Annotated in this window: 18 protein-coding genes; 13 read left to right on the top strand and 5 right to left on the bottom strand. The window is 66.1% G+C overall.

From position 1 onward, the window contains the following. Positions 1-84: 84 nt before the first annotated feature. The 3 genes from SNE35_RS27080 to SNE35_RS27070 all read left to right on the top strand — a co-directional run bounded on the left by SNE35_RS27080 (position 85) and on the right by SNE35_RS27070 (position 2,019). Positions 85-288 (top strand): hypothetical protein, encoded by a 204-nt coding sequence (locus tag SNE35_RS27080; protein WP_320426157.1) that lies wholly within the window; start codon positions 85-87, stop codon positions 286-288. Between the two features lie 69 nt (positions 289-357). After that, positions 358-1,080 carry an SDR family oxidoreductase gene (locus SNE35_RS27075; protein WP_320426156.1) on the top strand — a complete coding sequence of 241 codons (723 nt, stop codon included), beginning with the start codon at positions 358-360 and terminating at the stop codon, positions 1,078-1,080. Positions 1,081-1,161: 81 nt separating this feature from the next. Continuing rightward, on the top strand, positions 1,162-2,019 hold the full coding sequence (locus tag SNE35_RS27070) for an SDR family oxidoreductase (RefSeq protein WP_320426155.1): 858 nt from the start codon (positions 1,162-1,164) through the stop codon (positions 2,017-2,019). Positions 2,020-2,049: 30 nt separating this feature from the next. Here SNE35_RS27070 and SNE35_RS27065 read toward each other — a convergent pair whose 3' ends face one another. Next, on the bottom strand, positions 2,050-2,451 hold the full coding sequence (locus SNE35_RS27065) for a hypothetical protein (protein ID WP_320426154.1): 402 nt from the start codon (positions 2,449-2,451) through the stop codon (positions 2,050-2,052). Positions 2,452-2,491: 40 nt separating this feature from the next. Further along, a complete protein-coding gene (locus SNE35_RS27060) occupies positions 2,492-3,367 on the bottom strand; it encodes an SDR family oxidoreductase (protein ID WP_320426153.1) in 876 nt (291 codons plus the stop codon). A 174-nt stretch (positions 3,368-3,541) separates the two neighbouring features. Between SNE35_RS27060 and SNE35_RS27055 the strand changes: the two genes are divergently transcribed. Then, a complete protein-coding gene (locus SNE35_RS27055) occupies positions 3,542-4,450 on the top strand; it encodes a LysR family transcriptional regulator (RefSeq protein ID WP_320426152.1) in 909 nt (302 codons plus the stop codon). Between the two features lie 19 nt (positions 4,451-4,469). On the opposite strand, the gene SNE35_RS27050 is transcribed toward SNE35_RS27055, so the two are convergent. From SNE35_RS27050 to SNE35_RS27040, 3 genes are read right to left on the bottom strand one after another with little or no spacing between them, the layout of a single operon-like run. Further along, a complete protein-coding gene (locus SNE35_RS27050; protein WP_320426151.1) occupies positions 4,470-5,396 on the bottom strand; it encodes a VOC family protein in 927 nt (308 codons plus the stop codon). A 29-nt stretch (positions 5,397-5,425) separates the two neighbouring features. After that, positions 5,426-6,187 carry an SDR family NAD(P)-dependent oxidoreductase gene (locus SNE35_RS27045; protein WP_320426150.1) on the bottom strand — a complete coding sequence of 254 codons (762 nt, stop codon included), beginning with the start codon at positions 6,185-6,187 and terminating at the stop codon, positions 5,426-5,428. A 2-nt stretch (positions 6,188-6,189) separates the two neighbouring features. Next, positions 6,190-6,411: a ferredoxin gene (locus SNE35_RS27040; protein WP_320426149.1), complete on the bottom strand. Its 222-nt coding sequence runs from the start codon at positions 6,409-6,411 to the stop codon at positions 6,190-6,192. 189 nt (positions 6,412-6,600) lie between these two features. On the opposite strand from SNE35_RS27040, the gene SNE35_RS27035 reads away from it, so the two are divergent. The 9 genes from SNE35_RS27035 to SNE35_RS26995 all read left to right on the top strand — a co-directional run bounded on the left by SNE35_RS27035 (position 6,601) and on the right by SNE35_RS26995 (position 16,816). Then, a complete protein-coding gene (locus SNE35_RS27035; protein ID WP_320426148.1) occupies positions 6,601-7,428 on the top strand; it encodes an IclR family transcriptional regulator in 828 nt (275 codons plus the stop codon). A 137-nt stretch (positions 7,429-7,565) separates the two neighbouring features. Then, positions 7,566-8,873, top strand: a complete 1,308-nt coding sequence (locus tag SNE35_RS27030) for an amidohydrolase family protein (RefSeq protein WP_320426147.1) — start codon at positions 7,566-7,568, stop codon at positions 8,871-8,873. After that, positions 8,870-10,024, top strand: coding sequence for an acyl-CoA dehydrogenase family protein (locus SNE35_RS27025; RefSeq protein ID WP_320426146.1), 1,155 nt, complete (start codon positions 8,870-8,872; stop codon positions 10,022-10,024). Before SNE35_RS27030 ends, SNE35_RS27025 begins: the two co-directional genes overlap by 4 nt. Then, the gene (locus SNE35_RS27020) at positions 10,024-11,040 is read left to right on the top strand and encodes an acyl-CoA dehydrogenase family protein (protein ID WP_320426145.1); all 1,017 of its coding nucleotides are present in this window, start codon (positions 10,024-10,026) and stop codon (positions 11,038-11,040) included. The genes SNE35_RS27025 and SNE35_RS27020 overlap by 1 nt, the downstream gene beginning before the upstream one ends. Beyond that, positions 11,037-11,858 carry a crotonase/enoyl-CoA hydratase family protein gene (locus SNE35_RS27015; RefSeq protein WP_320426144.1) on the top strand — a complete coding sequence of 274 codons (822 nt, stop codon included), beginning with the start codon at positions 11,037-11,039 and terminating at the stop codon, positions 11,856-11,858. Before SNE35_RS27020 ends, SNE35_RS27015 begins: the two co-directional genes overlap by 4 nt. Before the next feature lie 5 nt (positions 11,859-11,863). Next, the gene (locus tag SNE35_RS27010) at positions 11,864-12,988 is read left to right on the top strand and encodes an acyl-CoA dehydrogenase family protein (RefSeq protein ID WP_320426143.1); all 1,125 of its coding nucleotides are present in this window, start codon (positions 11,864-11,866) and stop codon (positions 12,986-12,988) included. A 28-nt stretch (positions 12,989-13,016) separates the two neighbouring features. Continuing rightward, positions 13,017-14,096, top strand: coding sequence for a phosphotransferase (locus SNE35_RS27005; RefSeq protein WP_320426142.1), 1,080 nt, complete (start codon positions 13,017-13,019; stop codon positions 14,094-14,096). A 198-nt stretch (positions 14,097-14,294) separates the two neighbouring features. Then, positions 14,295-15,122: an SDR family NAD(P)-dependent oxidoreductase gene (locus tag SNE35_RS27000; protein ID WP_320426141.1), complete on the top strand. Its 828-nt coding sequence runs from the start codon at positions 14,295-14,297 to the stop codon at positions 15,120-15,122. Next, positions 15,122-16,816, top strand: a complete 1,695-nt coding sequence (locus SNE35_RS26995; protein ID WP_320426140.1) for an FAD-dependent oxidoreductase — start codon at positions 15,122-15,124, stop codon at positions 16,814-16,816. The genes SNE35_RS27000 and SNE35_RS26995 overlap by 1 nt, the downstream gene beginning before the upstream one ends. Positions 16,817-16,877 lie beyond the last annotated feature (61 nt).

Here is a 16,877-nt window from a genome sequence, read left to right as displayed (position 1 = left end):
CATATTAAATCCATAGACTTCATTCAGGGTTCGAGCACTCGCGGTGACAGGTGCCAGGGATCCGGTTCGCTGAAGGAAACAAGGATGAAGGCTGCATTCCTGATCAAGACGCTCTGCTTCGGGTTGGCACCGGTGGGCGTGGCGCTGAACTCGGACAATGACCCGTCCCAGCAGAACCCGGCCCCGCAGGCCTCGGCCCTGTCGGCGCAGTACGCGCCGAGGCAGACGGTTCCACCCGGGGCACACGCGGCCTCGTGGAATGTGCTGCTGGCGGCAGTCCATCACTGATTTGCCACGAGGCCGGTGCCGCTGCAGGCATGGCGTCCCTGGCGAGCCCTCCAACAAGGCTCTTGATCCATGAAACTCCAGGACACCGTCGCCATCGTCACCGGTGCCTCGTCAGGCATTGGCGAAGCGATCGCGCGCGAACTGAGCGCCCTCGGCGTGCGACTGGTGCTGACGGCACGGCGCGAAGACCGCCTCGCAGCGCTCGCAGCAACCTTGCCTTCGCCCAGCGTCACACTTGCCGCTGCCATCGAGGCACCCGACACGCCGGCCACCCTGCTCGGCTTGGCTCTCGAGTCGTTCGGCCGGGTCGACATCCTGATCAACAACGCCGGCATCTTCGTCGCGGCCCGCATCGATACCGCGGATCTGGATGAGTTGTCGCAAATGACACGCGTGAACTTCGATGCGGTCGTGCGTGGCTCCTACGTACTGGCCCGGCACTTCAAGGCACAGGGCCATGGCGCGATCATCAACGTGTCCAGCGTCGCCGCCTATATCAGTTCCTCGTCCGTCGGCGTGTACAGCGGGCTCAAGCATGCGCTGGAAGTGTTCACCTCCGCGCTCCGGGTGGAGCTGAACGGCACAGGAGTGAGGGTCGGCACCGTCGCGCCCGGCACTACGGAGACCGAGATCTTCGACAAGCTGCGCGCCCGAGGGGCGCAGGTGGGCGCCGATGGCACGCCAGCGCTGGACCCGGCCGATATCGCCGCGGCTGTGCGTTTCATGCTCGAACAGCCGGATCGAGCCAATGTCGCGCGAATACTGGTGGTATCGGCGTCAGAATCGGTTTGATTCTCCCAATAAATGAACACACAGCCAGATTACGTTCAAGTAACCAAAAACAGATTAGACAGTCCGCGAAAGACATCCTCCATGAACATCGACCTGAGCAACAAGCGCGTCATCATCACTGGTGCGTCACGCGGCATCGGCCGCGCCATCGCTACGGCCTTCGCACAGGAAGGGGCGCGGGTCGCCATCTGTGCGCGCACCGAGGCCGATGTTCGGGCCGTCGGCGACGAGCTGGCGTCCTCCGCCCAGGCCGTTATCGCAAGCGCGGTGAACGTGACCGACACCGCCGCAGTCAAGGCCTTCGTGGACGAGGTGGCGAGCGCCTGGGGCGGCGTGGACGTGCTGGTGAACAACGCGGGCCAGGGTCGCGGCGGCAACCTCGACACGCTGACGCCCGAGCAGATCCTCGAGCATGCCAATGTGCTGCAGATGGGTCACTTCCGTTTCATCCAGGCGGTGGTGCCGTACATGCGTCAGCAGCACTGGGGGCGCATCATCGAGATCAACGCGCTGGCCGGCGCCATCCCGACGCCGGACGGCATTCCCTCGGTGATCAACCGCGCGTCCTGCATCGCGCTGTCCAAGACGTTGGGCATGTCCCTGCCTAAGGATGGCATCCTGGTGAACACGCTCAACATGGGCTGGATCGACACCGGCCAGTGGAACCGCCATTTCCAGGAGATGCCGCCCGGCAGTTGCACGCGCGAGGAGTTCGACAAGATGGTGCTGAAGGTCGTTCCGGCCGGCCGCTACGGCAAGCCGGAAGACATCACCGGCATGGTGCTGCTGCTGGCCAGCGACCGGGCCAGCTTCATCAGCGGAGCATCCATCGACATCGCAGGCGGTATGCAGGGGCAAATCGCCTACTACCCGACACTGAAGCGGGAGTTCAATGCGGCGATGCAGGAGCGCATGGACGCCGCCGGTGCACGGAGCTGACCGGACCGGCACGCTTCAAGCCACCCGCGCTTAGCGAACCGAGAGCCATCGCGCGGCAGCGTCCGCCGTGTCCTGCGGCGTGGTGTTGAACGCGAGGCGCGTTGATGGCGCCGCCACATGGACCGCGTTGATCAGTTGCTCGAACAGCAGCAGGCTCTTCGGAGGAATCCGAATGCCGCCGCCGATCACGACGCAGTCGTAGCTCGTACTTGCCAGCCTCTGCTTGACCGCCTCCGACGCCGAGGCGTCGGGTTGGACCAGGCAGAGCTCGGCGGCCCATCCACGGTCAATCATCTGCTGCATGCCGATGGCGATGCCGGCGTGGATCTTCGCGGCGTCAAAACCAGGTGGCAAGGCGGGATCGGAAAAGTCGACGGTCTCCGGCTGCTGGCCGATGAAAAGCACGCGTGGCGCTTGAAGGTTCGTGGTCATGGGAATCTCCTTGGGGGTCGAGAGCTTGCGGGGCGGTCGGTCAGGCATTCCAGGCTGCTGCCGTCTCCTGGGCGAAATCGAGGTACGTGCGCGGCGCGCGACCGAGAAGCGCGGTCAGGCGATCGATGTCAGCCGGCGTGGCAACCGCGCCATCTGTCTGGTAGCGATGCATCATGGCCCGCAGGTCGTAGGCCAGCCACGCCGGCGCGCGGGTGCCGACAGCTTTCTCAAAGGCCGCGAGGTCGCCGCCCGCGTAGCGCACCTCGCGGCCCAACACCCGGGCCCAGATGGAGGCTAGCGACATGCCGGTGAGAGCGTCAGGCCCCGAGAGCTCATAGCTCACGCGCGGCAGCGCCACCGAGGCTCGATCACGTCGCAGCATCTCGATCACCGCGGCGTCCGCGATATCGCGGACATCGACCATCGACACCCCCTTGCTGCCCACCGGCGAGACGTAGAGCCCGGCTTGGGTCAGCGGCTCCTTGAGGGTTGCATCGTTTTGAAAGAAGTACGACGGACGCAACACAGTGGCCGGAAGGTCTAACTGCTCGATCATGCGTTCTGCCGCATGCTTGGCCGTGAAGTGAGAGACGTCGCTGAACTCGGCGCTGCGCGTCACGGACAGGTAGACGATGCCCCGCACACCCGCTTGTTGCGCAAAGCCGAGCGTGTTGATCGCCTGGGTCAGTTCGTCCGGCGCGTTGCTCACGAGCAGGAACAGCGTCTTCACGCCGGCCATCGCCTGGCGCATCGCGTCGGCGTCAAGCAGGTCGCCCCGCACGGCGGTGACGCCCGCGGGGAAGTTCGCCTTCTCGGGCGCGCGCGTCAGGGCGCGCACAGTGGAACCGTTGGCGGCGAGTTGCTGGACGACTTGGCTGCCGATACGGCCTGTACTGCCGGTGACGAGGATGGACATGGTGAAACTCCTTGAATGGAATGGATGGCACCGCGCAAGGCGGCAAGTTAAAGGGCTCCCGCTGTCGTCCCGGCGGGCCGACTGGCTGTTGCTCCCGTGACTGAAGACTAGGTTGTTCCACTCTTGAAGCACAGACGCTAATATTGAGATAATTCGTCTCATATCTGGAACGTCATGGACCTGCTCGCGCTTGCCGACTTCCACCTCGTTGCAACCCACCGCGGTTTCGGGCGCGCCAGTCGGGCCAGCGGCCAGTCGAAGGCGAGCCTGTCCCGCCATGTGCGCGAACTCGAGGAGAGCCTGGGCGTGCGCTTGATCGAGCGCGGCAAACGCACGCTGCGGCTGACCGACGAAGGCGTGGTCCTCCACGAGCGCACCGGATCGCAGATCGGCGAAATCAAGGAGGCGCTGCAGGACGTCAAGGCGGGTCTCGGACGGCCGAGCGGCCGGCTGCGGATCAGCGTTCCTCTGCTCTTCGCCCAGACGAGCCTGGGCTCGCTGGCGGCGGCCTTCCTGGAGGCTTATCCGGACGTGCTCCTGGATGTCGTGGCCGACGACCGCTTCATCGACCTGGTCGCCGATGAGATCGACGCTGTCGTGCGGGTCAACCCTCGCCCGGACAGCGATCTGGTCGGGCGGTGCTTTCTTCGCAACCGACTGGTGCTTGTGGCACCGCCCGCGCTGTCGCGCCCAGGGCTGGCGCCCGACGGCCAAATCGAGAGTATCCCCGCGGTGCTACGCCACGGCGCTGCCGAAGACGAAGCCTGGCGCGTCATCGACGAACAGGACGGGCGGGAACGCGTGTTCTATCCGCGAGCAGTGATGCGGCTGGCGTCGCCACTGTCGGTGCGGGACGCAGCGCTGGCCGGTGCCGGCGCGGCCTTGATCCCGCGAACGATTGCCGTCGACGCTCTAGCCTCAGGCCGTCTCGTGAGCTGGGGCTTGTCGAACCAGGCGCCCACAGAGATATGGGTGCTACACGCTTCACAGCGGCTGGCGAGTCCGAAGGTTCGCGCCTTCGTCGACTTCGTCTGTCACCACTTCCAGGATGATGGCCGGCAGGACCCGTTGACGCGGGACTGACTCGGAGGCCGAGCACCGATCAGAAGTCCCTCAACTCCTCAACATTGCGCACGCTGGGCCCCAGGATCGGCCCAACCAGCTCGTGCCCCCAGGTGCTCATCTTCTCCGGATTCAGCTCGAATCCGTCGTTATGCCAGGGTTCCAACTCGACGATGGTCTCGAAGGCGAAGCCCGAGGGGTTGAAGTGATAGAAGGACATGTGCGGGTCCTGCGTGTGCTGGCCCAGCGTCATCATCATCGGCAGGTTGCGCTTCTTGACGATGTCGTAGGTCTGGCCGACATCCTGCACCGACTTCACGAACAGGCCCACATGCTGGATGCCGCGCTTGCCGGCGCCGAAGCCGAAGGCGATGTCGTGGCTGGTGGATTCGTTCAGCTTGGCGCGGAAGAAGCCGGTCTTACCTTTACCCGCACCGGCGCCGTACCACTTGAATCCCATCAGCTCGATCAGGAAGGACTCGAGCTCGGGCGGATATTCCGGCGTGATCACGACCAGGTGCCCCATGCCACGTGCATTGGCCACAAAACCGCCGTGCGGGCGGCCTGGCACAAAGGACTTGGGGGTCCACTTCTGCGAGTAGTACAGCTCGTGCTGGTAGCCGACCGGGTCCATGAAGCGGATCAGCTCCTTGACGCCGCGCTGCTCGCACAGCGCTGTATCGCCGACGGTCACTTCGACGCCGGCGGCGCGGAACTTCTCCACCGCGGCGATGAATTCCATGCGCCCGCGCGCTTCCCATCCGATGTAGGCCAGGCGATCGATCCGGCCGGGGTGGAAGGCAAAGCGATTGCGGCGATCGTCGATCTTGAAGTACAGCGACTCCGGATCGTTGGCCGGCACGGCGCCGAGCTGGAAGCCCATCACCTCCGGGCCATAGCTGCGCCACTGATCCAGCGTGGCAGGTGTCGCTTCGAAGCCGAGGTAGCCGAGGCCGATGATGTCCATGGTTGAGTCCGCTCAGGTGATTCGTAAGTTCAATGAGCCAGCAGGCCGCCGTCCACGACGACGTCGGTGCCGGTGATGAAGGAGGCCTCGCTAGACGCCAGGAAAAGCGCAGTGGACACGACCTCGTCTGATTCGCCGGGCCGGTCCATCAGCACGCCATCCAGGATGACGGCGCGCGCCGCCGCGTTCTGCATGAAGGCTTCGGTGCCCGGCGTCGAGATGAACCCCGGACTGATGCTGACGGCCCGGATGCCGACTTTGGCTCCTTCAATCGCGATCTGCCGTGTGAACGACACCACCGCGCCCTTGGCCGCCGCGTGAGCCGAGATGCCGGCCGCCTTGGAGCCGCCCCAGGCGGCGACCGACGACACATTCAGCACCACGCCGCGCTGCTTCGCCAGATGCGGCCAGGCATATTTGGTGGCGAAGAAGACCAGGTCGATCTCGTTGCGCATCGTGTAGCGCCAATCCTCGATCGACAGTTCGGCCACTGGCCCGAAGCGGGCGGCCGAGGCGTTGTTGTAGAGCACGTCAATGCGGCCGTGTTGCTCCGCGGCGTTCTCGATCCAAAGGCGCGCCTGCTCTGGGTCGCCCAGATCCACCGGTGCCGCGCCGTGCAGCATCAGCCCCTCGTCGGCCAACAGCGCACGTGTGCCCTCATGCCCTTTGGCGTCGACATCGCAGCCGACAACGATGGCGCCTTCCCGCGCAAAGCGGATCGCGGCGACCCGTCCCTGCCCGCCGCCGCTGCCGGTGAGCAGGACGACCTTGCCTTCAAACCGACCGGCCATGGTCAGGCGATGGCTTCGACGACCAGGGCCTCGGCCGGGCAGGCCGCGGCGCCCTCCTTCGCTTCGTCTTCCAGGCCGGCGGGCACCACGTCGCCCTCGAGATAGACAAGTCCGTCAGAATCCAGCTTGTAGACCGTGGGGCAGACCTGGGCGCACAGCCCGTAGCCGCAGCAGCGGCTGCGGTCGGCGATGACGCGGAACTTCGGGGTGTCGGACGAACTCATCTTGTCTCCTGTCGTCGATCACTTGTCGACTAATTATGGACACTAATGATAATTGTGTCTCCATATTGAAGCAAATCTGATTGGTGATTATTCGGATATCGGAATGCCTTTCCGTATCTAGAATGACGTGATACCACTCCCTGACCAAGCCTCGCGCATAGCACCCCTTCATCCTCGCATCCCACCACCATGCCCAGCGCGACGAACGAAGAACACGAAGTGGACGAGGACGCCGACAACGGCGCCCGCGGTGGCAGCAGCACCAATGCCAGTGGCGTCACGGTCAAGCCGGTCTCCAACGCGATACGCATCCTGCGCTACCTGTCGCAGACCGCCGCGCCCGAACGCGCCACCGACATCGCGCGCCATCTGCAGATCAATCCGAGCACCTGCTTCAACATCCTGCGAACGCTGGTCGCCGAGGAAGTGGTCGAGTTCAATCCGGTGTTCAAGATGTACACCGTCGGCCTGGGCTTGGCCAAGCTGGCCAACCAGGTGATGACGCAGGGCCAACGCATCGAACTGGCCCGCCCGGTGATGGAAGACCTCGCCGCACGTTACCAGGTCACCACGACACTGTGGCGCCGCATGGGGCTCGACCGGATCGTGTTGGTCAGCTCCGTCGCGAGCCCGGCCGCGCTGCGCATCGACATGCCACCGGGCCAGCGCCTGCCGCTGCTGATGGGCGCGAGTGGCCGTCTGTTCATCGGCCAGTTGGGCTGGAGCGAGGAAGAGACCCGCAAGGAGTTCGAGAGCATTCATTGGTCCCGTCCCATTTCCTTCGACACCTACTGGCGCGAAGTGAACAGGGCCAAGAAACGCGGCTGGGCCCAGGACGACGGCTACTTCTCCAACGGCATCCTCGCCATTGCCGCCCCGGTCTACGATCCCGCGGACACGATCGCCTTCACGTTGTCTGCCGTGATGATTCGCGGCCACTACGACGATGCCGGTGTGGATGCTATCGGCGAGGCGCTGCGCGCAGCTGGCACGGCTCTCACGAAGACGCTGTTCTAGGTACAAACACCAGACCAGACTCCATTAATGAACAGAGTAATTGATTCTGTTCAATTTAAATCCTATCATCAGCTCCACATCGGAACCGAGCGCGGCCGCAGTCCGCCTGGCCGCTCACGCAACCCAAGGGGAAGTTGATGAAACTGGAAGACCTGATCCTCGTCAGCGTTGACGATCACGCCATCGAGCCGCCGAACGCCTTCGAGCGCCACATGCCCGCCAAATACAAGGGCCGCCACCCGAAGGTCGAGCAGATCAAGGGCCGCGACGTCTGGGTGTTTGAAGAGCGCGCCACCGGCTACATGGGCCTGAACTCTGTCGTCGGCCGGCCGAAGGAAGAGTACGGCATGGAGCCACTGTCTTATGCCCATATGCGCCGCGGCACCTGGGACGTGAAGGCCCGTGTCGACGACATGAACGCCAACGGCGTGCTGGGCTCGCTGTGCTTCCCCACCTTTCCCGGCTTCGCCGGCCAGCGCTTTCAAGGCATCGAGGACCGTGGCGTTTCGCTGGCCGCCATCCAGGCCTACAACGACTGGCACCTGCACGACTGGTGCAACGCGGCGCAAGGCCGCTTCATCCCGCTGATGATGGTGCCCTGGTGGGACATGCAGGCGGCGGCCGCCGAGGTCAAGCGGATGGCGGACCAGGGCGTGCATGCGGTGACGCTGTCGGACAACCCGACCGTGCACGGCTACCCCTCCATCCACAACGATCATTGGGATCCGCTCTGGAAGGCCTGCGCCGACAACAACGTCGTTGTCTGCTGCCACATCGGCACCGGCGCCAAGGCGGCCCATGCCTCGGACGAATCGCCGATCGACGCCTGGATCACCTCGATGCCGATCTCGATCGCCAATTCGGCGGCCGACTGGATCTGGGCGCCGATGTGGAAGAAGTTCCCGAAGCTGAAGATGGCTCTGTCCGAAGGCGGCATCGGCTGGATTCCCTACCTGCTGGAACGCGCCGACTTCACCTACAACCACCACCACGCCTGGACGAACACCAACTTCGGAGGCAAGAAGCCCAGCGACACCTTCAACAAGCACTTCATCACCTGCTTCATCGAGGACGCGTTCGGCCTTAAGAACCTGGACTCGATCAACGTGGACATGGCCTGCTGGGAATGCGACTACCCGCATTCCGACTGCACATGGCCGCACTCGGCCGAGGTGTTCCAGAAGCAGTCGGCACACCTGAGCGACGAGATCATCAACAAGATCACGCACCTGAACGCCATGCGCGAGTTCAGCTACGACCCGTTCAGCACCCTCGGCCGCGAGAACTGTACGGTGGGCGCGTTGAAGGCGCAGGCCAAGCACGTCAGCGTGGAGCCCGCACTGGGCCTGGGTGGCGCCGCGCCGGATCGTGACCCGAACAAGCCGGTGACGTCGGGTGATATCAACCGCATGTTCGCTGCGGCAGACGCGCAGACGGCGCTGTGATTGCTCAGGAGTTCAGATACAGCCGCATCCCGGCTGCGGCCGAGGCTCAGCGCGATGAAATCCGCAGCTTTTTGCGCGAGACGCTGGCGGACTATCCGCCGGAACGCCGCGCCGATTCCTGGATGGGCTTTGATGCGAGCTTCAGCCGCAAGCTGGGCGCCAGGGGCTGGATCGGCATGGCCCTCCCCATGCGATACGGTGGCGCCGATGCCGGCCCCTTCGCCCGCTACGTGGTCATCGAGGAACTGCTCGCAGCCGGCGCGCCCGTCTCGGCGCACTGGATCGCTGACCGCCAGAGCGGCCCGCTGATCCTGCGCTACGGCAGCGATGCGCAGCGCGACCGTCACCTGCCCGCGATCTGCCGCGGCGAGCAGTACTTCTGCATCGGCATGAGCGAGCCGGGCTCGGGGTCGGATCTTGCCTCAATCAAGTCGCGCGCCCGGCGCATCGAGAGCACGGATCGCTGGCTGCTGAACGGCCAGAAGCTCTGGACCACCAACGCCCACAAGTCGCACTTCATGATCGCGCTGGTGCGCACGGCCGAGCCGACGAAGGCGCGGCATGAGGGCATGTCGCAGTTCATCATCGATCTGGGCGCACCCGGCGTGACGATCCGCCCGATCCGCGACCTGGCCGGCAGCGAGCACTTCAACGAGGTCTTCTTCGACAACGTGGAACTGGGCCCGGAATCGTTGATCGGCACCGAAGGCCAGGGCTGGGAACAGGTGACGGCAGAGCTGGCCTTCGAGCGCAGCGGGCCGGAACGCTTCCTCAGCAGCATCGCGCTGCTGCACACGCTGATCGACGCCATCGGCCCCGCACCCGACGCGCTTCAGGCCAAGGAGATCGGACGCCTCACGGCGAAGCTGATCGGGCTGCGCACGATGTCGCTGTCCGTCACGGCCCAGCTCGCCGCGGGCGCCAATCCGGCGCTGGCCGCATCCTGCGTCAAGGACCTGGGCACTGGCTTCGAGCAGGAGCTTCCCGAGATCGCCCAACTTCTGCACGACACGCCGCCGAGCACCGCCGGCGGCAGCACCCATGCCCACGTGCTCGCGCAACTGACGCAGATGGCACCGTCCTTCTCGCTGCGCGGCGGCACCCGAGAAATCCTGCGCGGCATCATCGCGCGTGGCTTAGGACTGCGCTGATGCGTGAACTCTTCGAATCGACCGTCGAGCGCCTGCTTGCGGACCTCTCCACGCCCGAAGCCGTGCTCGACAGCGAAGGCGGCCGGTGGCCGGCGTCACTGTGGGCTGCCGTCGAGGAATCCGGCTTCGCCCTGGCGGCGGCGCCGGAGTCCAGCGGCGGCGCTGGCGCAAGCTGGGACGACCTGTTCCCCGTGCTGCTCGCCTGCGGCCGGCATTGTGCGCCCCTGCCCTTGCCCGAGGCGATCCTGGGCAACTGGCTGTTGGGCAGCGCAGGGCTGGAGGCCGTAGGCGGCCCCTTGTCCGTCGCCGTCGATGCCCGACTCAACTGGGTCGACGGCATGCTCAGCGGGAGCCTCGGCGGCGTTCCCTGGGGCCGGCATGTAGCGCATGTCGTGGCACTCGTCGGCAACGAAGTCGTACTGCTGTCCACCGAGTCGGCATCGACCGTCAACGAAGGCCAGAACACCGCCGGCGAAGCCCGCGACGACCTGAGCTTCAGCGGCGCCGCACCCATTGCCAGCGCTGCGGCCCCCGCCGGTCTCGGTGCCGACACCCTTCTGCAAGGCGCCGCCCTGCTCCGCGCCGCCCAGACGGCCGGGGCGCTTCAGGCCGTACTGACCATGTGTATCCAGCACGCCACCGAGCGGGTGCAGTTTGGCAAGCCGATCGGCAGCTTCCAGGCCATCGGGCACCAGATTGCCGTACTCGCCGAACAGGTGGCGCTGGCCACCGTCACCGCCGAGGCCGCCTGCGCCGAGTTCGCGCCGCTGCGAATCGCCTCTGCGAAGGTGTGCAGCGCCGAGGCCTCCGGCATCGCTGCAGGCATCGCCCACGCCGTCCACGGCGCCATGGGCTTCACCCACGAGCACCGCTTGCACCTGAGCACGCGCCGCCTCTGGGCTTGGCGCAGCGAGTATGGCTCGGCGCGCGAGTGGTCGCAACGCATCGGCCGCCTAACCTGTGCCGGTGGCGCTGCCGCCTTCTGGCCCGCTATCACCGCTGGAGAATTCAAATGAGCGCTTCCGTCGACAACAACAACCCTTTCCTGCTGGTCGAGCGCCACGGGCCGGTCGTGCTGGTCCGCATGAACCGGCCTGAGACTCGCAACGCCCTCTCCGAACCGCAGCAGATGCAGGAATTCGTGGACCTCTGCCGCGACCTGCGCCGCGACCGCGATACCAAGGTCCTGGTTTTGACCGGCAACGGCTCGGCCTTCTGCGCCGGCGGCAACGTCAAGGACATGCAGACCCGCGGCGGCATCTTCGCCGGCAGCCCTTACGAAGTGCGCAACAGCTACCGCGACGGCATCCAGCGCATTCCGCTGGCGCTGTACGAACTGGACTTGCCGGTGATCGCGGCCGTCAACGGCCCAGCCATCGGCGCCGGCCTGGACCTGGCCTGCATGTGCGACATCCGCATCGCTTCCGACAAGGCCCTGTTCGCAGAGAGCTTCGTCAAGTTGGGCATCGTGCCCGGCGACGGCGGCGCCTGGCTGCTGCCACGGGTGATCGGCCTGCCCAAGGCCAGCCTGATGGCCTTCACCGGCGACACCATCGACGCGACCAAGGCCGAGCAATGGGGCCTGGTGGCGCAGGTGGTCCCGGCCGCCGAGCTGGAGCGGGAGGCGCTCGCACTCGCCCAGCGCATCGCCGCCAATCCGGCCCACGCGCTGCGCCTGACCAAGCGCCTGCTCCGCGAAGGCCAGCATATGCGCCTGGACTCGCTGCTGGAGCTCTCGGCCGCCTACCAGGCGCTGGCCCATCACACCGAAGACCATCACGAGTCGGTCAACGCCTTCCTCGAGAAGCGCCCGGCCCGATACACAGGAAAGTAGTCGCCATGCGTCCCGTCTTCCGCGAAGACCACGAACAGTTCCGCGAAACCGCCCGCCGCTTCGTCGACAAGGAGGTCGTGCCCCACCTGCATGAGTGGGAACACGCCGGCATCGTGCCCAAATCACTATGGCTGAAGGCCGGCGAGGCAGGCCTGCTGTGCTCCACCGTGCCCGAGGAATACGGCGGCTCGAGCGGCGACTTCGGCCACTCGGCCGTGATGATCGAGGAGCTCGCGCGTGCCAACGCCACGGCCGTGGGCTTCACCACGCATTCGGAGATCGTGGCGCCCTACATCGTGGCCTACGGCAGCGAGGAACAGAAGCAGCGCTGGCTGCCGCGCATGGTCAGCGGCGAGCTGATCGGCGTGATCGCGATGAGCGAGCCCGGCATCGGCAGCGATCTACGGGCGATGCGCACCACGGCCCGGCGCGAGGGCGACGACTACATCGTCAACGGCCAAAAGACCTTCATCACCAACGGCGGCAACGCCGGCTTGATGGTCACGGCGACCAAGCTGGACCCGGCCGACAAGAAGCTCACTCTGATCTGCGTGGAAGAGGAGCGGCCCGGCTTCGCCAAAGGCAAGCTGCTGGAGAAGATCGGCCTGAAAGGCCAGGACACCTCCGAATTGTTCTTCGACAACGTGCGCGTGCCGGTCGGCAACCGCCTGGGCGCTGAGAACGAAGGCTTCAAGTACCTCACCCACCAGTTGGCCTGGGAGCGCACGATTATCGGCATCCGGGCCTGCGCCTCGATCGAGGCGCTGTTGGAGGAGACCATCGCCTACACGCGCGACCGCAAGGTCTTCGGCCAGACGGTGTTCGACTTCCAGAACACCAAGTTCAAGCTGGCCGAATGCAAGGCGCAGGCGACGATGCTGCGCGCCTTCGTGGACGACTGTCTGGCCAAGGCCATGCGCGGCGAGCTGACTGCGGAGGTCGGCGCCATGTGCAAGCTGATGGGCTCAGAGATGCAGGGCAAGGTGCTCGACGAACTGCTCCAGCTGCACGGCGGCTACGGCTTCATGAGCGAGTACAAGGTCTCGCGGGCTTGGGTCGATGCGAGGGTGGCGCGGATCTATGGCGGAACCTCCGAGATCATGAAAGAAATCATCAGCCGCTCCCTCTGAAGCCGGCGGCCCGATGATGACCGCATCGATGCGTCCCTATTCCGCCCGCACTGGCCGCCTGCCGCGCGATCTGTGCCAGGTCACGCCCGAGTGGCTCCAAGGCCTGCTGCGCCATCGCCACTTCGGCCTCGTGATCGAGGGCATGGAAGTCGTCGAAATCAGGAACAGCCACACCACCAAGCTGCGCCTGGCGCTTGATCTCAACGAGGCCGGCCGGGCCGCGGGCATCCCTCGGCATGTCTGCCTGAAATCCAACTGGTCGGAGGGCTTCGAGAGCGGGGACATCTGCGAGCTCGAGGCCCGTTTCTACTTCATGATGCAGGGGAATCTGAAAGCACCGATTCCGCGAACCTGGTACGCCGACTGGGATGACGACGGCGGAGGCCGCGGAATCATCGTGATGGAAGACCTGGGCGTTGCCAAGGGAGAGTTCGGCCACAGCTCGCATCACCTCGGCGTGGACGGCGTGGCCAAGGGCCTAGAGTCGCTGGCCGTACTGCACGGCGCGCTCTGGGACAGCCCGCTGCTGCGCCAGCAGGCCTGGCTGCAGACCTCGATGGCCACGCCGGTGGACACCGAGCAGGTGCTGCGCATGTACAACTACATCGCGATCAACCTGGCCAAGCCAGCCTACCAGGCCTTCCTGCCGTGCTGGATCTACGAGCGGCCCGAGCGCTTCGCCCATGCCTTCGATGAACTGGCCGAGTTCGCCCGCAGCCAACCCGGGCCTCACTGCCTCGTGCATGGCGACTCGCACCAGGGCAACAGCTTCCTGCGCGCCAACGGCGAGCGGGTCTGGCACGACTGGCAACTGGCACGGCAAGGCCAGCCCTGGCGCGACATCGCCTACTTCATGCTCGGCGCGCTGACCATCGAGGAACGCCGCGCCTCGGCCGCCGACCTGATCCGCCACTACCGCGAGGCCCTGATGGCCACCGGAGCTCAGGACGTGGCCGACCAGGACACCGCCTGGGCCCACTTCCGCCGCTGGCCGGTCTACGGCATGCAGGCCTGGCTCGGCAATGTGGACCAGTGGGGCCAGACCGGCATGCACATGGTCGAGCGTTCTTCGCCGCGGCCGAGGACATGGAGAGCGTCGAACTGCTGACGGCTGGCAAGACGCCGCGGCGTCAGGTACGGCTGGGCGAAAGCGCGCGGCCGATCGCATCCGGCCTTCGCAAGCTGCTCGGCGTTGACGACTGAGCGCGTTTCAGCGATATCGACAGGTCGTTCGCCGAGGCGGCCGACGCTGGCCCTGCGCCCGAGTCCCGGCCACCATGACCGCAACACCGAGGAGACAAGCACCATGACCATCCCATCCCTGTCCGACGCCGACTTCCGCGACCGCTACGGCCCCTGGGCGCTGATCTCCGGCGCCTCCGAAGGCACCGGCGCCGAGTTCTCGCTGCAGGCCGCTGCCAAGGGGCTGAACGTCATCCTCGTGGCCCGGCGCGCCGACAAGCTCAACGAACTGGCCGAGCGCATCCGCGCCGAACACAAGGTCGAGGTCCACACCGTCTCGCTGGATCTCACTGCCGCCGATGCCGCAGTCCAACTCCAGGAGGCCGCCGCTGGCCGCGACCTGGGTCTGGTCGTCTTCAATGCTGGCGGCGACAGCGTCGGCGGGCCTTTCCTGGACAAGCCCTACGCTTCCTGGCGCACGCTGACCCAGCGCAACATCGACCTGCTGACCGAGGCCTGCCACGCCTTCGGCACGGCTTTCGTCAAGCGCGGGCGCGGCGGGCTGATCCTGGTGGGTTCGGAGGCGGCCCTCGGTGGCTGCGGCCGCCTGGCCATCTACACCGCCACCAAGGCCTACGCGATGAACTTCGGCGAGAGCCTCTGGAAGGAGTTGAAGCCGCGTGGCGTGGATGTGCTGAACCTGCTGATCGGCGCCACCGATACGCCGAAGCTGCGCACCGTCTTCGCGAAGAACAATCTCTCGCCCGACGTCGTCCCGCTCACGCCCTCGCAAGAGGTCGCCCGCCTGGGCCTGAACGGCCTCGGCCACGGCCCGACCCTCGTGCTCAATGCGCTGGAGGAACTGGACAATCCGCTGGTGTCCTCGACGATCCGCCGCGAGCGCGTGGAGGTGCAGAGCAAATTCCTGGACAATTTCTACGGCCCGGCCTGATGGGGCTGGCTGGCGCGCAGAAAGGCCCTGAACTTGTCGAGACCGATGTCGTCGTCGTCGGTTCCGGCGGCGCCGGCCTAACGGCCGCGACCGTGGCAGCCCGCCACGGGCGCCAGGTCCTGCTGGTCGAGAAGACTGCCTTTTTCGGCGGCACGACGGCGCTCTCCGGCGGCGGCATCTGGGTGCCGCGCAGCACGTTGGCGGCACAGGCTGGCATCAAGGAAGCGCCGGAGGCCGCCTCGCGCTATGTGCATGAGGTCGTCGGCGACAGCCTGCGCAGCGATCTGCTGGAGGCCTTCCTCGACGCAGCTCCGCGCATGGTCGACTACCTGCACGAGCACACCGCCGTACGCTTCCACCTGCAGCGCGGTCTTGCCGACTGGCATCCCGGTGCTAAGGGCTTCATGCGGGAAGGCCGGCTGCTCTGTCCGGTGGACTACGACGGTCGCGAACTTGGTCCTCACTTCGCCTCGCTGCGCCCACCGCTGAACGAATTCAACGCCCCGGGCGGCCTGATGATCGGCCTGCCCGACATGAGCCACGCCGCCAACATGACGCGGTCACTGGCCTCGTTCAGGCACATGGCCCGGCTCGGCCTCGCCTATGCGCGCGACCGGCTGCGCCACCCACGCGGCATGCGCCTGACGATGGGCAATGCGCTGGCGGCGCGGCTGTTGCGCTCGGCTGTCGACGCCGGCGTGAACCTCTGGAACCTCACGCCCATGACCGGCCTGCTGACGGAGGGCCGATCGGTGACCGGTATCACCGCGCTGCGCGAGGGCCGGCCGGTGCGAGTGATCGCACGCCGCGGCGTCGTGCTGGCCAGCGGCGGCTTCTCGGCCAACGCCGAGATGCGCCGCCGCTACATCCCCTTCGCCGACCATCATGTGTCGCTGGTCCCGGAGGGCAACCCCGGCGATGGCCTCAGCAGCGCACAGACCTGCGGCGGCCGCTTCGACGGCGACAACCACAGCAATGCCGGCTGGGTCGTCGTCTCAGTGCTGCGCGAGCCCGATGGCCGCCTGCGCAAGTTCCCGCACCTGTTCCTTGACCGCGGCAAACCGGGCTGCATCGCCGTCAACCAGGACGGCCGGCGCTTCGGCAACGAGTCGACCACCAATCTGGTCGAACCGATGCACCGCAGCGGCTCGGTGCCGGCCCACCTGATCTGCGACGAAGCCTTCATTCATCGCTATGGTCTGGGCCTGGTGCGGCCGGGTGGCTGGGGTTTGCGGCGCCTAGTGGCGGCGGGCTACATCATCAAGGCCGATTCCATCGAAACCCTGGCGCTGAAGATCGGCGCGCCGCCCCAGGCCCTGGCCTCCACGGTGAGCCGCTTCAACGCGCAGGCCGACACTGGCATCGACGAGGATTTCGCCCGCGGCAAGGACAAGGCCGACCACTTCATGGGCGATCCCGGCCATGGGCCAAATCCCTGCCTCGGCCCCATCCGGCACTGGCCCTTCTATGCGGTGCAGATCTTCCCCGGGGACTCGACGACGACCGTCGGCCTGCGGGTCGACACGCAGGCCCGCGTCCTCGACGTAGCGGACCGGCCAATACCCGGCCTGCATGCGATCGGCCTGGACATGAACTCGCTCTGGCGTGGGCGCGCGCCGGGCAGCGGAGCGAACAACACGCTGGGCCTCACCTTCGGCTACATCGTCGGACGCGCGTTGGCCGAGGCCGAATGAGGCCTTGAGCTGCCACGACCCCAAATTCTCTGACGCCTTTGCTCCCGCGGGACAAGTGCTG

This window comes from Roseateles agri, from assembly GCF_034043675.1.
GTDB lineage: Bacteria > Pseudomonadota > Gammaproteobacteria > Burkholderiales > Burkholderiaceae_C > KK5.
This window is presented reverse-complemented; position numbering and strand designations above follow the sequence as displayed.